The organism is Streptomyces sp. NPDC048196 (assembly GCF_040652715.1).
Lineage (GTDB): Bacteria > Actinomycetota > Actinomycetes > Streptomycetales > Streptomycetaceae > Streptomyces > Streptomyces siderophoricus.
Genome location: NZ_JBEZMM010000065.1, coordinates 1 through 16,546, shown reverse-complemented (window position 1 = coordinate 16,546; position 16,546 = coordinate 1). Strand labels below are relative to the sequence as shown.

The window sequence follows — 16,546 nt, the reverse complement described above, 5'->3', positions numbered from 1 at the left end:
GATGTTCATCGACACGCCGTTGCGGACCGTGCGGCCCTACCAGTTGGACGGGTCCTTCAGCGGGGCGGAGAACACCGTGCCGTCGGGGGCCGCCGCATAGATCCGGCCGCGGTGGGCGTCGGTCCAGGGGGCGGGGACCGTCTCCAGGTAGCCGTTGCTGCGGGTGCCGGACAGCCGTGGCCGGGTCTGGCCGAGGACGCCGCCGTTGGCGGTGTCGACGGCGATCAGCCGGCCGTCGGCCGCGCTGAAGAACAGCCGGCCGCCGTTCACCACCGGCACCGACCCCCGGCTCACCGACGTCTCGGTGTACCAGTGGTGTGCCCCGGTGGCCTGCAACGCACCGCCCTCGCCCAGCAGATACACGGTTTCGCCGTGCACGACGGCGGAGACCTGGTCGGGTGAGCCGGTCACCGGCAGCGTGCGGGTGTGGCCGGTGGCGGGGTCGTACCGGAGGACGCCGGTGGTGCGGTACGACAGCTTGGGGTCGGTGACGGTGAGGAACAGCGCCCGGGGCCCCTCGGACCCGTCGGACCCCCCGGTTCCCGCCGGTCCGGCCGGGGTGAGGAGGCCGGGCAGCCGGCGTGCCCAGCGGACCGTGCCGGTGGCCGGGTCGATGGCGGTGACCTGGGAGTGGGTGCCGTCGGCGGTGGGCTCGGCGGCGTACGCGGTGCCCGGCGCGCCGGCGAACGCCGTGAACAGCGGCAGTTCGTGGCCGGCGAAGCGCTTGTGCCAGCGCTGCCGGTGGGTGGCGCTGTCCAGCGCGGTGACCGTGCCGTCCGAGGCGGTCAGCAGCACGCGGTTGCCGATGACGGTGGCGCCGCCCTCGTAACCGGAGACGTCCTTGCTCCAGCGGGTGGCGCCCCGGCCGCCGGGGGAGGGGTCGAGGGCCGAGAGCCGTTTGCCGTCGGCGGAGAAGACGTAGAGCAGTCCGCCGGAGAGCACGGGCGCGGTCGGGGTCGTGGCCTGTTTGCCGGCGGGGGCGCCGGTGCGCCGCCAGGCCACGTGGCCGGTGTCGGGGTCGAGCCGGGCGGCGGGGAGCCCGGACTGGCCGCAGAAGACGGCGCCGGAGCCGCCGGTGCAGTACGCCATCTCGGCGTCGTGGCCCCGGGGACGCGGGGTGAGCGTGGTCCGCCAGGGGCGGGCGTCGCCGGTGGCGGTGCGGGGCGGGTGGGTCTGGAGAGCGGGGTCCTCGCCGGAGACGGGGGACAGGAGCCGGATGCCGGTGAAGACGGCCGCGACCGCTACGGTCACCGCGAGGGCCACGGCCGTGAGCGGGGCGCGGCGCTGGGGGCGGCCGGGATTCGGGCCTTCCTGCCGGTGGGCGCCCTCCGGCGGCCGAGGCGGAACTGGTGAGCCTGGTGAGCCTGGTGGTGCGGTTGCTCCCGTTGGTGCGGGCGCCTCCGGTATCGCTGTGGGGAGGGGGGCGGCGGCGCGTACGTGCGTGGTCTCCGCCCGCGAGGGGCCGGCCGCGGCCCGTACCGCCCCGCCGCGCTGCTCGGGAATGCGCGGACCCGGACCGCTCGGACCCTGGCCGCTTGGACCCGGACCGCTAGGGCCCGGACCGCTAGGGCCCGGACCGCTCGGGCCCGGGCCAGGACCCGGGTTCGGGTTCGGAGGGTTCAGGCTCGGACCCGGTATCGGGTCAGGGGACTGCGGCGACAGCGACGGCGCACCCGAGGGCGGCACACCCCGCGTCCCGGCCTGCCCGGCCTGCCCGGCCTGCCCGGCCTGCCCGTCCTCCCCTGCCTTCCCGTACTCCCCGGGCGGCACGCCCGCCGTCAGGCCCGGCAGCGCGCCCGGCACCGCACCGGCCACCGCGCCCGGCACCGGGTCGTCCTCCGGTGCGTCGGTCTGCAGCAGCTCCATCAGGGCGTCCGGCGTCGGCCGGTCCGCCGGGTCCTTCGCCAAACAGCTCTCGATCAGCGGCACCAACTCCCGCGGGACGCCCGCGAGATCGGCGTCGTCGTGCACCACCTGGTAGGCGACGATGTACGGGCTCTCCGAGTCGAACGGGCCGCGCCCGGTGGAGGCGTGCACCAGCACCGAGCCCAGCGCGAAGACGTCCGCCGCCGGGCCGACCTCGCGCGGCCGCTGGAACTGCTCGGGCGCCATGAACGGCGGCGTACCGATCAACTTGCCGGTCTCGGTGCGCATATCGCTGTCGGACGGGCGCGAGATGCCGAAGTCGATGACTTTCGGCCCGTCCGCGGCGAGCAGCACGTTCCCCGGCTTCAGATCGCGGTGCACGACCCCGGCGCGGTGGATGTCGCGCAGTGCCTCGGCGAGTCCGGCGGCCAGCCGGCGCACCTCGCCGGGGGTCAGCGGGCCGTTCCGCTTCACATGATCGGAAAGCGTCGGGCCGGGAATGTGGAGGGTGGCCATCCAGGGGCGTCCGGCGTCCGGGTCGGCGTCCACGACGGGGGCCGTGAAGGCCCCGCTGACCCGGCGGGCGGCCGCCACCTCCTGCCGGAACCGCCCCCGGAACTCCGGGTCCTGGGCGAATTCCGCATGGATGACCTTGACCGCGAGCAACAGTCCGGAGGAGGAGCGGGCCAGATGGACCACGCCCATACCGCCGGCCCCGAGCCGCGCTTCCAGCCGGTATTTCCCGGCGTATTCCGGACGCTCCGCTTCCGGGCCGATGCCGGAATCGCGCAGCGCTGGCATGGTTCCACCCCCGTGTCATTCCCCGTGCCAATCGGTCGCAGGTGCGACGCGCGGAGCCTAGTCGATGGCACGTACGAAAGCGCTGAGGCTTGCTAGCGTGCGCGTGGCACAACCGGCCCGGCACTGCTGGGCGTCACGTAACTCGTCCGGCATTGCTGGGCGTCGCAACCCGCCCGGCACCGCTGGGCACCGCAGAACCGGCCCGGTATCGGTGGGCGTCACTTAGCCGGTCCGGCGCCGCTGGGCGTCGCAGAACCGGCCCGGTATCGGTGGGCGTCACTTAGCCGGTCCGGCGCCGCTGGGCGTCGCAGAACCGGCCCGGTATCGGTGGGCGTCACATAACCCGTCACGGTATTGCCGGGCGTCGCAGAACCGGCCTGGCATCGCTGGGCGTCACATGACTCGTCCGGCGCTGCTGGGCGTGGTACCACCGGCCCGGCACCGCCGGCCGGAGAATCGTCAACGGGGGAATGGACATGACGACGACGCAGGAATCCGAATCCGTGGAGCCGGTCGACGACGGCCAGGTGCTCGCCGCAGCCGGGGGGCTCAGCTTTCCGGTCGCACCCGGCTACCGCGTCAAGGTCCGCAAGGGCCCCGGCACCGACTACCCGGTCGTCCGGCGGCTGGCGGAGGGCGCACGGATCGAGATCCGCTGCCAGCGGCACGGGGAGCGGGTCAGCGGCCCGTACGGCACCTCGGACATCTGGGACAGCATCGGCCCCGGCCAGTACATCTCCGACACGTACGTCCACACCGGCAGCGACGGCATGGTCGCGCCGCGCTGCATGGGGTGAGGGCTGCGCGGGGCGCTCCCTGAATGGGCTGAGCGTCGTGGGGCTGCGTGCTGCTTTGGCTGAGTGGGCTCCGTGGGCTCCGCGTCGTGGGATGAGGGCGCGGGGATAATCGGTGCCATGAGCGACGAGCAGACGCCGACCCCCGGCCGTGCGGACGCCGGTGGGCCGGAGAGCGACGGCCCGCAGCCGGAGCCGATCCGTTTCTTCGGCACCACCTGGGTCCACCACGACGGCGGCTACGCGCTGCGCCGCGCCGGTGTCGCGGTGGGCTCGCTGGCGCTCGCCGCGGCCGGGGCCGTCGTGCTGCGCTTCGCGTTCCAGGGGCTGGAGATCGCCGCGGTCGGCCCGTTCGTCGGCATCCTGGTGGTCGCCGGCTTCGCCATCTGCAGCGCGCTGGCCTTCCGCCGCACCTGGGACGGCTTCGTACGCCGCCCCGGCGCGCCGGGGGCGGGCGCGGCAGACACGTCCGGGCAGAGCCTGATGCTCATCGGCTTCATCGGGTCGCTGCTGGCGTACTTCTGCCGCAGCCTGGTCGAGGCCCCGGGGGAGCGGCTGCACCGCGCCGAGTACGCCGCGGCCCGCGAACGCCACGAACGCCGCCGCGGCACCCGTACGGGCAACCCGGCAGCCCGAAAGCCGAAGAGCCCGAAGCGGCCCAGGAACCGCCACTGAGGGGCTGGAGCGGCCGGCCCCGGGGCCGCCAATGACGTGACTCTCCGGTCCGGTTCTTGCCGCTCCTGCTGCCCCTGCCGCTCCTGCTGCTCCTGCTGCTCCTGTTCTGCTGCTGCTCCTGCAACTGTGGCCTGCCAGTAAGCCCCGCCAACCGGGCGGGGCTTGTCGGCCGGCCCGGCATGGCGCCGTGCCGGGGCGCGGTGTGCCCGGATGCTGAGGGCCTCTGAGCCACGCGGGAGAGACCATGGGCGATCACTTCGGCCTTCAAGAAGCCCGGCAAACGGCCTCGGTCGGCGCGAGCCGCGGCACTCCCGGTCAGCCGGGGGTCATCGGCATCGCGCTCGCCGCCGTGCTCACGGCCGCACTCGCGCAGGGGTCCTGGCAATGGTTCGCCACCTACATCGGCGTGACCCTCCTTGCGGTGATCTTCTCCTTTCAGCGACTGCCGACCCGGGCGCCCGGAGCCGCGTACCTGCGGAACCTGGTGGCGTATTCGCTGGTCGTCGGCCTGTGCGTGGCGATCACCCTGGCTCCTATGCTGCAGCGCTGGTCGTGGCTGTTCCCGATGCCGGGCACGCGCGCCGCGTGTCCTGCGCTGGGCAGGTACGAGGCCATCCGGGCGGAGGCCTCGCTCGCGCACCTGGCCGGTCGCGACGCCGCCGCCCTCGCTCACGCGCAGGCAGCCCAGAGCCATGTCGCCGTTGCCGACTGCCTGTCAGCCACCACGACCCTGTGGCTGCCTGTGTACGGGGCCGGGGCGGCCGTACTGGTGGGCCTGGGCGCATGGTCCCTCGACCGGGCCCGGTCGAGGAAGGGTCGGCCATGACCGCTCGAGAACGGTGACGGGGTGACGGGGTGACGGGGGCCCTCGTAGGACGCCCTACTCGGATTACGTCCCCTCCTCGGGGTTGGCCCCTGCGCACGGTAAGCCCCTGCGCGCGCGGCAAGCCCCTGCGCGCGGCCAGCCCCTCCCCGGCCGCCCCCTCGCCGTCGGCCGCCCGGTCTTCCCCCTCCCCGCCCGCCGCCCGGAATACCCTTCCCCCCACCGGCGTTGTGGACTGCAAGGGGCCCACCCGCCCCCTACGGGATCTGTTCGCCCTCCCCCTAAGGGTGCCCGTCCCCCTACCCCGCCGCTCAGGCCCTCCCGTACCGGGCCGCCATCGCCGCGAACACCTCTCGCGGCTCCCACTGCGCCTCGTCGAGCATCGTCACCACGCCGTACGACGTGAGGTCGGCGCCCTTACGGGTGTTGAACGCGGCGAAGGTGAACCACAGGGCGGTGTCCACGCCCTCCTCCTCGAAGACGTCCAGCAACTCGCCGAAGTAGCGCACCTGCTCGCCCTCGTCCGGCACCGCACCCGCCGGCGGCTGCCAGGCCAGCCCGCCCCGCTCGCCCGCGCCCCGGTAGGCGCAGGTGCCGAATTCGGTCACCGCGACCGGCTTGCCGTGCGCGAAGTGCTCGCGCACCTCCTCGCGGAACCGCCCCGCGTTGTACGCCGCCCGGTAGGCGTCCACGCCCACGAGGTCGAACGGCCGCCAGTCGACCTTCTCCCAGGGGCCCGAGGCGTACGTGATCCGCCCGCCGAAGCGGCCCCGCACCAGCTCCGCGACCTCGGCGAGGAAGCCGTTGAGCCGCTCCTGCACCGGCCCCAGCGACATCCACCAGTCCCGGTCCCCGTTCACCATGGCGTCCAGCCGGTCGCCGTACTTCTCGCCGGGGATGAAGCCCGAGCAGAACGCGCTGATCTCGCAGCCGGCGACGAAGACCACCTCGGCCCCGCCGGCCCGTACGGCCTCGGCGCGGTCCGCGCAGTCCGCGAAGAACGTCCGCAGCTCCGCCGGCCCCAGGTCCACCGGGAACGGCGCGAACCACACCTCAAGTCCGGCCTCCGCCGCGCAGCGGGCGGCCACGCTCAGCCGCTCCGGATCGCCGCCCGATATCCGCACCGCGTCGCAGTGCAGGTCCCGGGCGATGACCGCCATGTCCTTGCGGACGGCCTCCTCGGCGAAGCTCTTCCGCGAAAGGTCCTCGCCGGGAAGGAACCCGGTGTCGTAGTTGATTCCCCGTGCGCGCATGATCTGTTCGGTGTCCCCTCGGGTCAGTTTCTGGTGGGTGTGGCTCGGTGGGCGGTGTGCGTCTCAAGGCCGTCCGCCAGCAGGGAGAACGCCAACTCGACGTCCTCGGCGAGCCGTTGGCGGGCGTCGTCCAGCGAGGCGCCGTCGGCCAGCCGGCGGAAGAACGCCTCCTGGAGCGTGACCAGCGACGCGCTGATCTGAGCCGCCATCAGGACCGCGACCATCTCCCCCCGGCCTCCGACGTCCGGTTCCCCGGGGTCCGGTTTCCTGGGGTCCCGTGTCCCCTGGTCCCGTTTCCCGGCGTCCCGTCCCCCGGCGTCCCGCTCCCCGTCTTCCTCCCCGGCCGCTACGGCCTCCGCCTTCAGGGCGTCGGCGAGCTGCTGCCGCTGTTGGTAGAGCAGGGTGTTGGCGGCGGCGCTGAGTGCGGGGCTGTCGAAGATCACCCGGATCCGGGAGACCAGCACCTCGGGGTCGAGCCCGGTCATCGGCCCGGCCGCCAACGCCCGGAAGTGGGCCCGGAGCGCCTCCAGCGGCGACCGCCCGGCCGGCCGCCGGGTGACGATGCCCGCCAGGTCGTCGTCCCCGACCCCTTGGAGCGCCAGCGACTCCTTCGTCGGGAAGTACGCGAACAACGTCGCCTTGGCGACCTCGGCGGCCTCCGCGATCTCGTTGACCGTCACCGCCTCGAACCCGCGCTCCGCGAACAACCGCCAGGCCACCGCCGCGATCCGCTGCCGCGTCTGCGCCTTCTTCCGCTCCCGCAATCCAGCCATGGCAGGACTATAGCCAGACCGAGCCTGAAAGTGAACCCGGTCTGATTTTCTGTGCCCGGCGGCCCCGGATGGTGGCTGCCTGGGTTGCAGCTGCCTGTGTGCGGCTGCGCCTGTTCGGTGGCGGCCCGTGCATGACTGCCGGTGTTCGGCTGCCGGTTTTCGTGAAGCGGCGGCGCGGCGGGTCGGCCGCGCGGCAGCATGCCCGTATGACCGGCACCCCGCACCCGCCCGTACAGCCGCCGCCCCCGGGCAGCCTCGCCCGCGCCTTCGACGCCGTGGCCGGGCAGTACGCGTCCGCCCGGCCCGGCTATCCACCGGCCCTCTTCGCCGCGATCGAGGAACTGGCCGGACGGCCGCTGGCCGGGGCGCGGGTGCTCGACGTCGGGGCGGGAACGGGCATCGCGACCGGCCTGCTCACGGCGCGCGGCGCGCGGGTGACCGCCGTGGAACCGGGCGCCGCCATGGCCGCCGAACTGCACGCCGCCCATCCGGACGTCCGGCTCGTCCGCGGCGTCGGGGAGACGCTCCCGTTCTCCGCCGACGCGGGCTTCGACCTCGTCGGCTACGCCCAGGCCTGGCACTGGACCGACCCGGCGCGCTCCGTCCCGGAGGCGCTGCGCGTGCTGCGGCCCGGGGGCGCGCTCGCGCTGTGGTGGAACGTGCCCGATCCGGACGTCGCCTGGGCCGCCGAACAGGAGGCCAGGCTCGCCCGCCGGCTCCCCGGCTACCACGCCCACCCCATCTCACCCGAGGCCCCCGACCTGCTGCGCGGCCTCGGTCTGGGCCTGCGCCCGGAATGCCGCGTGCTGCACTGGACCCGCCGGGTCTCCCTCGACACCCACCTCGCCATGCTCGGCAGCCGCTCGTACTTCGCTGCCCTCGGCCCGGCGGCCGCCGCCCCCGTCCTGGCGGCCGAACGTGCCGCCCTGCTGGACGTCTTCCCCGACGGCACGGTCGAGGAGGCGTACGCCCTCGACCTCACCGTCGCCCTCCGCCCACCGGTGGCACACCCGGCCCGGCCGCGTCGTCCTTAGGGGAGGGCCACCAGGGGCGATCCCGGCCGGGCGCCCGTCCCCGACCCGGAGTGCCGTCCCCGACCAGGAGTGAAGGCGCCGCCGCCTCTGCTCCCACCCCCTACGCTCCACCCGCCGCTTCCTCACCCTCACGGCCCGCCACCCGGCCGCGTTCCGCCTGATCCCGAACGTCAGTTAGGGGGAGGCGCGCACGAGGAATCGCACGTAGGAGTCACACGTAGGAGTCGCACTAAGGAGTCGCACGAAGGGGTCGCACGTAGTCAGGCGCGCCGAGCCGCTTCGACGGTGCGCTCACACCGGTGCACTCAGACCGGTGCGCTCAGAGCGGCGCCCTCAGAGCGGCGCCCTCAGAACACCCGCTCCGGCTTCCCCTTCCCGTACAGCCACGCGTCGAAGAGGGGCTTCAGGTCCACGTCCGTGCGCGCCTGGCAGAAGGCGATGAAATCCTTCGAATCGGCGTTGGAGTAGCGGTACTTGGCCGGCCACTCCTTCAGGATCCGGAAGAACGTCTTGTCACCCACGGCCCTGCGGAGTTGCTGGAGCAGCATCCCGCCGCGCTCGTAGACGGCCGTGCCGGTGACGTTCTTCGCGGCGCCCGGACGGCCCGGCGGGAAGTCCCAGCGCTCGTTGTGCGGGTCGTCCTTGTAGAGCGCGTCGAACTGCTGCTGGGGCGTCTTGCCGCCCTCGTGCTCCTCCCACAGCCACTCGACGTAGGTCGCGAAGCCCTCGTTGAGCCAGGTGTCCTGCCAGGTCTTCGGCGTCACCGAATCACCGAACCACTGGTGCGCCATCTCGTGCACGACGGTCACGGTGTCCGGCGCCCCGGCGTAGACCGGTCTGGTCTGGGACTCCAGGGCGTACCAGTCGATCCGCGGCGGGGTGTGGTCGACGATCGCGCCCGCCGAGGAGAAGGGGTACTTCCCGAACAGTCCGCTCTCCCACTTGATGATCTCCGGCAGCCGGGCCAGCGGCTCCCGGCTCGCCGCGGCCTCCGCCGGGTCCACCGCGACGTACAGCGGCAGCCCGCCGGGCGTGCGGGAGGTGTGGACCTCGAACGTGCCGATGGTGGCGGTCGCCAGATAGCTGGCCATCGGCTCCGGGTTGTGCCAGGTGAACGTGGCCTTCCCCTTGGACACCTTCTCCGAGCGCAGCTCCCCGTTGGCGACGGCCGTGTAGCGCCGCGGAACGGTGATCCGGAAGTCGTAGCTGGCCTTGTCCTCCGGGTGGTTGTTGCCGGGGAACCACGTCATCGCCCCGGCCGGCTCCCCCGACACGAACGCCCCGTCGGACGTCTTGACCCACCCCTCCGTCGACCCGTCCGGGTCCCTCAGCTCCTGCGGGGTGCCCGCGTACTCGACGGTGGTCCGGAACTGCGTGCCCTTCGCGATCCCCACCGGCGGCCGCACCGTGAGCTTGTGGCCCTTGCGGGAGAACGACGCGTCCTTGCCGTCGACGCGTACCGCGGACACCCGCAGCCCCTCCAGGTCCAGCTTGAAGGAGCGCAGGTCCTGGGTGGCCCGGGCGGTGATCTCCGCCGTCGCGTCCAGATGCTTCCGCCGGACGTCGTAGTCCAGGTCGAGGCCGTAATGCCGGACGTCGTAACCGCCGTTCCCGAGCGCCGGGAAGAGCGGGTCGCCCACCCCGCCGCTGCCCGCCGTCCCGGTGGCGCTCAGGGCGGCACCGGTGCAGGAGGACAGCAGCAGGGCGACGGACAGGGCGGCGGTCGCCCCGCAGCGACGAAGGGGCCGGCGGTTCACAGCACTCCTCGGGGGTCAGCGGTCACCAGCCCTTTGACCCTACGGTCATTTCCGCCGTAACGCCGCTCTGTTGTTGTAAGGGCCGTTCGTTGCCGTAAGCCCCGCGGCCGGCGATAACGGCCGCCGGGGCCTACGGGTCTGGGTCTGCGGCACGCGGGGCCCGCAGGCCCGCAGGCCTCCCGGTCCTGGGCTTATGGCCTACGGGCTTCCGCGCTTACGGCTCACGGGCCTACGGCCCTACGGGCTTCCGCGCTTACGGCTCACGGGCCTACGGCCCTACGGGCTTCCGCGCTTACGACTTACGGGCCTCCGGCCCTACGGTGCGACGGACGGTGTGGTCCGCCGCGCCGTCCCGTCCGGCCCGCGGCGCTGCTCCTCCCAGTTGCCGAGCGCCGCCGCACACGCATGGTCGAGATGGCGCAGCGCGGACAGATCCAGCTCGATCTCCCGGTCCCGGGGCAGCGCCTCCAACTGGTCGAGCAGCTTCGGCAGCCGCAGGAACGTCGCATGGCCCACGGCCCGGACCCGGATCGCCCCGCTGCCCTCCAGACCGGTCACCTCCAGGTGCACCTGCGAGGTCTCCCACGCCGACTTGGCGACGGCCAGCAGCAGCCCGAGCAGCACCCCCTCGAACATGTTGGTGGCCACGATCGCCACCGCCGTCGCCGCCAGCACCACGGCCTCGCCCCGGTGCTCCCGCCACAGCGGCCGCCACGTCTTCACCGGCAGCAACTTCCAGCCCGCGTGCACCAGAACGGCCGCGAGTGCCGCGATCGGCACGATGCCCAGCGCGGCCGGGAACGCCGCCGCGAACACCAGCAGCCACACCCCGTGCAGCACCCGCGACGCCTTGGTCCGCGCCCCCGCCTGCACATTGGCCGCACTGCGTACGATCACCGCGGTCATGGGCAGCGCGCCGAGCAGGCCGCACACCGTGTTGCCGGCGCCCTGGGCCATCAGCTCCTTGTCGTAGTCGGTCTTCGGCCCGTCGTGCAGCCGGTCCACCGCCGCCGCGCTGAACAGCGATTCGGCCGAGGCGATCAGTGCGAAGGCGAGCACGGTGCCCAGCACCCCGGCCACCGCACCGGCCTCCACCAGCCGGGCGACATCCGCCCCGCCCGGCGGCTGGACCACTTCCAGCAGCCCCGACACCTCGACCCGCGCCACCGGCAGATCCAGCACCGCCACGGCGACGGTCGCCAGCGCCACCGCGACCAGCGGCGCGGGCAGCACCCGCGCCGCCCGCCGCCACTTCGGCCACAGCACCAGCACCGCCAGCGTCGACGCCCCGACCGCCAGCGCCAGCAACGCCGGGTCGGACCCGATGGTGTCCACCGCGAGGTCCGGCAGCCCACCCAGATTCGCCGGCCCGTTGCCCGGCGCCTTGGCGTCCACCAGCGCGTAGACCTGCCCGGCGATCAGCACCAGCCCGATGCCCGCCAGCATCCCCTGCACGACCGCGACGGAGATCGCCCGGAACCACCGCCCCAGCCGCAGCGCCCCCATCACCAGCTGCAGCACCCCGGCGCTCAGCACCAGAACGCCCAGCGCACCGAGCCCGTACTCCTGCACGGCCTCGTAGACCAGCACGGTCAGCCCCGCGGCCGGCCCGCTGACCTGCAGACTGCTCCCCGGCAGCAACCCGGTGAGCAACCCGCCGACGATCCCGGTGACCAGCCCCAACTCGGCCGGCACCCCGGACGCCACGGCCACCCCGACACACAGCGGCACGGCAACCAGAAAGACCACCATCGAGGCGGTGACATCAGCACGGACGTGCCGCGGACGACCGGCGCGCCCCGAAGTGCCTGGACGAGCCGCACGGGCTTCACGTACTTCCCGCCCCTCACGCGGCGGCGCAGCGTGAGGCTGGGACGACATGTCCCGGCGGATCGACTTGTCTTGTGGGGACGATATGGACGGCTGGACGGAACGGCCGCGACGGACTCGGAACCTACGCATGAGATGCCTCCAGCGAATCGGAATGCGGCGACCCGGAACGCGGACACACACGGCAGGCACGAACCAGGACGGCCGGGCACGGGCACGAGGCCGCACACGAGCGCGTACGGGTCCGCACCGCCACGCGCGAACCGCGCGGCAGGCGCCATGAAGGGTGTGGAGCGATGACGGCTGGATTCCGTCGGATGCGCGGGCCGGGGGAGGGCCCTGGGGCAGCTCTCAGCTCTCAGCAGCGGAAAACGAGATGGTGGACCGGAAGTTCACCCGACCTCGACAACGGCACGGCCTGACGCCCCGTCAGCGGCGCGGTGATAGCCGGCCCGCCCTCAACGGTCCGTACGGGCGCGGCGGTCGACACGGCATTCCCCGACGGCACCGGAGCGCACAGCGAACCGGTGGACCGCCCACCCCGCCGCGCCGGACAACCCTCCCGGGCAGCATGCGGATGCCCCAAAGCATCCCCGACCACCGGCCCCTCACCCGCCGACAGCCCTACCTCGACCAAGCCCCCCGCTTCACGCCCTGACCCGAACGAGCGCCCGGACTCGCCCAAGCCCCCCGCCTCATGCCCTGACCTGACCGAGCGCGCGGACTCGCCCAAGCGCCCAGCCGCACCGGCGCCGTACCCGACCGCTTCCCCAAGCTCGCCGTACCCGACCGCGGCCGGACCGCCGGACCTGACCGCTTCCCCAAGCTCGCCGTGTCCGACCGCGGCCGGACCGCCGGACCTGACCGCATCGAGGCCGCCGTACCCGACTGCATCGAGGTCGCCGTGTCCGACTATGTCCTGGTCGCCGTATCCGACCACGCGCGGGTCGACGTACCCGGCCGACGAGACCGAGGCCGAAGCCAAGACCGAGACGGGAGCCGAACCCGAAGCGGAACCCGAACCCGAATCCGAGACGGGAGCCGAACCCGAAGCGGAACCCGAGGCCGAGACCGGGACGGGAGCCGAACCCGAACCCGAAGCCGAAGCCGAAGCCGGGACCGAAGCTGAACCCGAACCCGAAGCCCCCCGCCCGCCCACCCCGTATACACCCGCGCCAACGGAGGGAGGCAAGGAGAGCACCGGTACGAACGCCACGACGAGGCCCACCGCAACGATCACGACGATCATCAGGAGCCGGCCGAGGCCGCCGACCCGGATCTTCGCCATCGTCGCCCCTTCCGGCGCGGCTGGACAGGTCCCCTCATTGTGTCGAGCCTCAGCCGCCGAGCCGCGGCTCGGCAGGTAACCACCCTGTAAACGCGGGGTTATCCAACAGGACGGAATGGTTCCGTTCACGCCTGCGCCCGCCGGCGCCCCCAACCCACCCCCACGCGCCACCCCGCACCCCACTTCCACCCCAAGCCAACCCCCAACGCCAACCCCCAACACCAAAACTCCGACGCCAACGCCGCCCTGCCCCGCAACAACCCGCGACGCCCCGGCTAGCTCCCGACCTCGGAGCCCCAGCCCAATCCCCCGCTCCACCCAACCCCACCCCCTCCCTCCCGCTCCCTCACTCTCTGCTACTCTCGGCAGGAACTAATCACTCTCCGTAATCGTTGCCGGAATAAGGAGGCAGCGGCGCCGGCCCACAGGCACCCCGCAGCCACCCAACCGAAGACGCCCGCCCCACCCCATTCGCCCCCCAGCCCGCCAACCGCCCCAGCCCCAAGCCGCCTCACCGCCACCGACCGTGGCGCCGTCCCCGTCCCCGTCCCCGTCCCCGACCGCCGGCCCACGCCCGGCCCGCATCGGCACCCGGCGACAGCCCCGCCACCCCGCCGCCAACGTGGCGCCCCGACATGCGCCCCGCTCACCGCCCCCGCCCACATGGCTCGGCCCGCCCGCATCCCCCCGCGCCTCTGCCCACGTCACGCGGTGCCAGTCACAGGCCGTGCCGCAGTCCACCCACGTACTGCGGGCCACCCACGTACTTGCGGGCCACCCACGTACTGCGGGCCACCCACGTACTTGCGGGCCACCCACGTGCCGGGTCCACGCAGCGGAACGGGCCGCCAGCGGTCCACCCGCGCGCCAGGTCCACCCAGCGGAACGCGCCGCCAGCGGCCAACCCACGGTGCGAGGATGACGACAACAGGCACATGGGTGGAGGGCTCGGCGGCCCAGAGGCACAGCCAGCCCGGCCACCCCAGCCACCACACGCACCAGTAGAAGCAGCACCGGCACAGCGCAGCGGAAAGGCGAACCGGCACCATGACCCAGAAGGTCGCAGTCCTCGGCACCGGAAAGATCGGCGAAGCCCTCCTCAGCGGAATGATCCGCGGCGGCTGGGCCCCCTCCGACCTGCTGGTCACCGCCCGCCGCCAGGAGCGCGCCGCCCAACTGCACGACCGTTACGGCGTCGAAGCGGTCAGCAACGCCGAGGCCGCCAAGTCCGCCGATACCTTGATCCTCACGGTCAAGCCCCAGGACATGGGCGCCCTGCTCCGCGAGCTGGCCCCGCACGTCCCCACCGACCGCCTGGTCATCAGTGGCGCAGCCGGCATCCCCACCTCGTACTTCGAGGAGCGCCTGGCCACCGGCACCCCGGTCGTTCGGGTCATGACGAACACCCCGGCCCTCGTCGACGAGGCGATGTCCGTCATCTCCGCCGGCACCCACGCCACCGCCGCCCACCTCACCCTCGCCGAGGAAATTTTCTCCACCGTCGGCAAGACCCTCCGCGTCCCCGAGAGCCAGCAGGACGCCGCGACCGCCCTCTCCGGCTCGGGCCCCGCGTACTTCTACTTCCTCGTCGAGGCCATGACAGACGCCGGCATTCTGCTCGGCCTGCCCCGCGACAAGGCCCACGACCTCATCGTCCAGGCCGCGATCGGCGCCGCCGTGATGCTCCGCGACAGCGGCGAACACCCGGTCAAACTCCGCGAAAACGTCACCTCGCCGGCCGGCACCACCATCAACGCCATCCGCGAACTGGAGAACCACGGCGTCCGCGCCGCCCTCATCGCCGCCCTCGAAGCCGCCCGCGACCGCAGCCGCGAACTGGCCACCGGCAACGGCTGACCCGTCCCCGTCACCGGTTGCCCCGCAGCCTCGAACCGGCTGTGTCTGTGCGTCCCCTCGGCGCGCCCCTACGGGGAAGTACGGGCACGCCCCCATTAAATGGGGCCCCTATGACAAACGGGCACCCCCTATGACGACGTACGGGCACGCCCCATAAAGACGCCCCATAAAGACGCCCCATAAACAGGCACGCACCTCCGAAGACGTACGGCCACGCTCACAAACGGGGCCGACAAACGGGGACGTCCACAAACAGGCACACCCTTACGAGGTGCCCGCCCCTTACGGGCGGGCCCCCGAATGCCTACGCCGCTATGCCGCTACGCCCTACGCCCCACACCCCTAAACCCCACCCCCATAGCCCGATAAGCCGCGTCCACCCGTGGTCTTGCCAAGTCCCGGGCGCGGTCGGCCCCGGCCCGTAGGATTTCGTCGACGTATGCCGGGTCCGCCGCCAGTTCCGCGTGGCGTTCGCGTACCGGCCGCAGGGTTTCCACCACCGCGTCCGCCACGTCCTTCTTCAGGGCGCCGTACGACGCGTAGCCCTCGGCCAGCCGCTCAGGGTCCCCGTCCGTACAGGCCGCCAGTACATCCAGCAGGTTCGCGATCCCCGGCCGCGTCTCCCGCTCGTAGACGACGCCCTCGCCGTCGTCGGTCACCGCCCGCAGCACCTTCTTCCGCACTGCCTCCGGCTCGTCCAGCAGAAAGACGGTCCCCGCCGTCCGGGCGTGCGATTTGCCCATCTTCGACGTCGGATCCTGCAGATCCATCACCCGCGCGGCCACCCGCGGACGCGTCGCCTTCGGCACGACGAACGTCGCCCCGTACCGCTGGTTGAACCGCACCGCGAGGTCCCGCGTCAGCTGCACATGCTGGGTCTGGTCGTCCCCGACCGGCACCTCGTCCGTCCCGTACGCGAGGATGTCCGCCGCCATCAGCGTCGGATACGTCAGCAGCGACAGGCGCACACTCCCGCCGCGCGCCTGCTCCCGCGCCGCCTTCTCCTTGTACTGGATCATGCGCCGCATTTCCCCGTCGGTGGCGGTGCACTCCATCAGGTACGCCAGTCGCAGATGCTCATCGACCTGGCTCTGTACGAAGACCGTGCACTGTTCCGGATCCAGCCCCGCGGCCAGCAGCAGCGACGCGGCCTGCCGGCTCAGCCGCTGCACCCGCGCCGGATCGTGTTCCACGGTCAGCGCGTGCAGATTGACCACGCAGAACAGCGCGTCCGCCCGGTGCTGCTCCTCCGTGACCCACCGCCGCACCGCCCCGAGGTAGTTCCCCAGCGTCAGATGCCCCGTCGGCTGCACCCCGCTGAACACCCGCACGCGACCGCCGCGCCCCGGCACCAGGTCGCCCCCGGCCCCGCCGGCCCGCTCCCGCACCAGTTCACTCATCCGTCATCTCTCCCGATTCCCGCACTCCCGGAGCTCCCGGGGTGCGCATCGAGACCGCCGACCTCGCCGGCCGGCTACGAGAAGCAGAAACGCGAACGGCCGCCGAGGCGGCGGCCGTGGTCATGCATGCGCTGTGGTCGGCCGCCGTCAGGCGGGCCACCACTGCTGTACGAGCGCATGCGCAGTCATGCCGCCCAAAGTACCGCGCAGATGGGCCCCCGGCACGGGTTTGAAGCACCTCACCCGCTCGTGTAGTGTTCTCCGAGTTGCCACGGAGCCGACCGGCCCCGGACAACCATCCCGCCGCCTCGCGGCACACCACTACTGCACGGCCCCTCACCGGGAACAATTTCGGCATGCCGAAATTCGGACCGCGGCGCGATTATGCGTCGACG

General features: G+C 72.8%; 10 protein-coding genes and 1 pseudogene. 5 read left to right on the top strand and 6 right to left on the bottom strand.

Annotated features, from left to right (window positions below):
- Window positions 1–36: 36 nt before the first annotated feature.
- Entirely contained in the window at window positions 37–2,667 is a 2,631-nt protein-coding gene (locus AB0E02_RS35155; protein WP_362147461.1) for a serine/threonine-protein kinase, read from the bottom strand.
- Window positions 2,668–3,143: 476 nt separating this feature from the next.
- Here AB0E02_RS35155 and AB0E02_RS35150 point away from each other — a divergent pair, with 476 nt between their 5' ends.
- The 3 genes from AB0E02_RS35150 to AB0E02_RS35140 all read left to right on the top strand — a co-directional run bounded on the left by AB0E02_RS35150 (window position 3,144) and on the right by AB0E02_RS35140 (window position 4,962).
- Window positions 3,144–3,464, top strand: a complete 321-nt coding sequence (locus AB0E02_RS35150; RefSeq protein ID WP_362147458.1) for a peptidase — start codon at window positions 3,144–3,146, stop codon at window positions 3,462–3,464.
- A gap of 117 nt (window positions 3,465–3,581) precedes the next feature.
- On the top strand, window positions 3,582–4,136 hold the full coding sequence (locus AB0E02_RS35145; RefSeq protein WP_362147455.1) for a hypothetical protein: 555 nt from the start codon (window positions 3,582–3,584) through the stop codon (window positions 4,134–4,136).
- Between the two features lie 244 nt (window positions 4,137–4,380).
- On the top strand, window positions 4,381–4,962 hold the full coding sequence (locus tag AB0E02_RS35140) for a hypothetical protein (protein WP_362147452.1): 582 nt from the start codon (window positions 4,381–4,383) through the stop codon (window positions 4,960–4,962).
- A gap of 308 nt (window positions 4,963–5,270) precedes the next feature.
- On the opposite strand, the gene AB0E02_RS35135 is transcribed toward AB0E02_RS35140, so the two are convergent.
- Together AB0E02_RS35135 and AB0E02_RS35130 are read right to left on the bottom strand one after the other, a co-directional pair.
- The gene (locus AB0E02_RS35135) at window positions 5,271–6,212 is read right to left on the bottom strand and encodes a hypothetical protein (protein WP_362147450.1); all 942 of its coding nucleotides are present in this window, start codon (window positions 6,210–6,212) and stop codon (window positions 5,271–5,273) included.
- Between the two features lie 23 nt (window positions 6,213–6,235).
- Entirely contained in the window at window positions 6,236–6,985 is a 750-nt protein-coding gene (locus AB0E02_RS35130) for a TetR family transcriptional regulator (protein WP_362147448.1), read from the bottom strand.
- A gap of 206 nt (window positions 6,986–7,191) precedes the next feature.
- On the opposite strand from AB0E02_RS35130, the gene AB0E02_RS35125 reads away from it, so the two are divergent.
- Complete coding sequence (locus AB0E02_RS35125; protein ID WP_362147445.1) at window positions 7,192–8,019, top strand: class I SAM-dependent methyltransferase; 828 nt, start codon at window positions 7,192–7,194, stop codon at window positions 8,017–8,019.
- Window positions 8,020–8,366: 347 nt separating this feature from the next.
- On the opposite strand, the gene AB0E02_RS35120 is transcribed toward AB0E02_RS35125, so the two are convergent.
- Together AB0E02_RS35120 and AB0E02_RS35115 are read right to left on the bottom strand one after the other, a co-directional pair.
- Window positions 8,367–9,776, bottom strand: a complete 1,410-nt coding sequence (locus AB0E02_RS35120; RefSeq protein WP_362147442.1) for a M1 family metallopeptidase — start codon at window positions 9,774–9,776, stop codon at window positions 8,367–8,369.
- A gap of 315 nt (window positions 9,777–10,091) precedes the next feature.
- Window positions 10,092–11,552: pseudogene (locus tag AB0E02_RS35115) on the bottom strand (SulP family inorganic anion transporter); the annotation flags it as partial.
- A 2,389-nt stretch (window positions 11,553–13,941) separates the two neighbouring features.
- Between AB0E02_RS35115 and proC the strand changes: the two are divergent.
- Window positions 13,942–14,751, top strand: a complete 810-nt coding sequence (gene proC, locus AB0E02_RS35110; RefSeq protein ID WP_362147439.1) for a pyrroline-5-carboxylate reductase — start codon at window positions 13,942–13,944, stop codon at window positions 14,749–14,751.
- 320 nt (window positions 14,752–15,071) lie between these two features.
- On the opposite strand, the gene trpS is transcribed toward proC, so the two are convergent.
- A complete protein-coding gene (gene trpS, locus AB0E02_RS35105; protein ID WP_362147437.1) occupies window positions 15,072–16,151 on the bottom strand; it encodes a tryptophan--tRNA ligase in 1,080 nt (359 codons plus the stop codon).
- Between the last annotated feature and the right edge of the window lie 395 nt (window positions 16,152–16,546).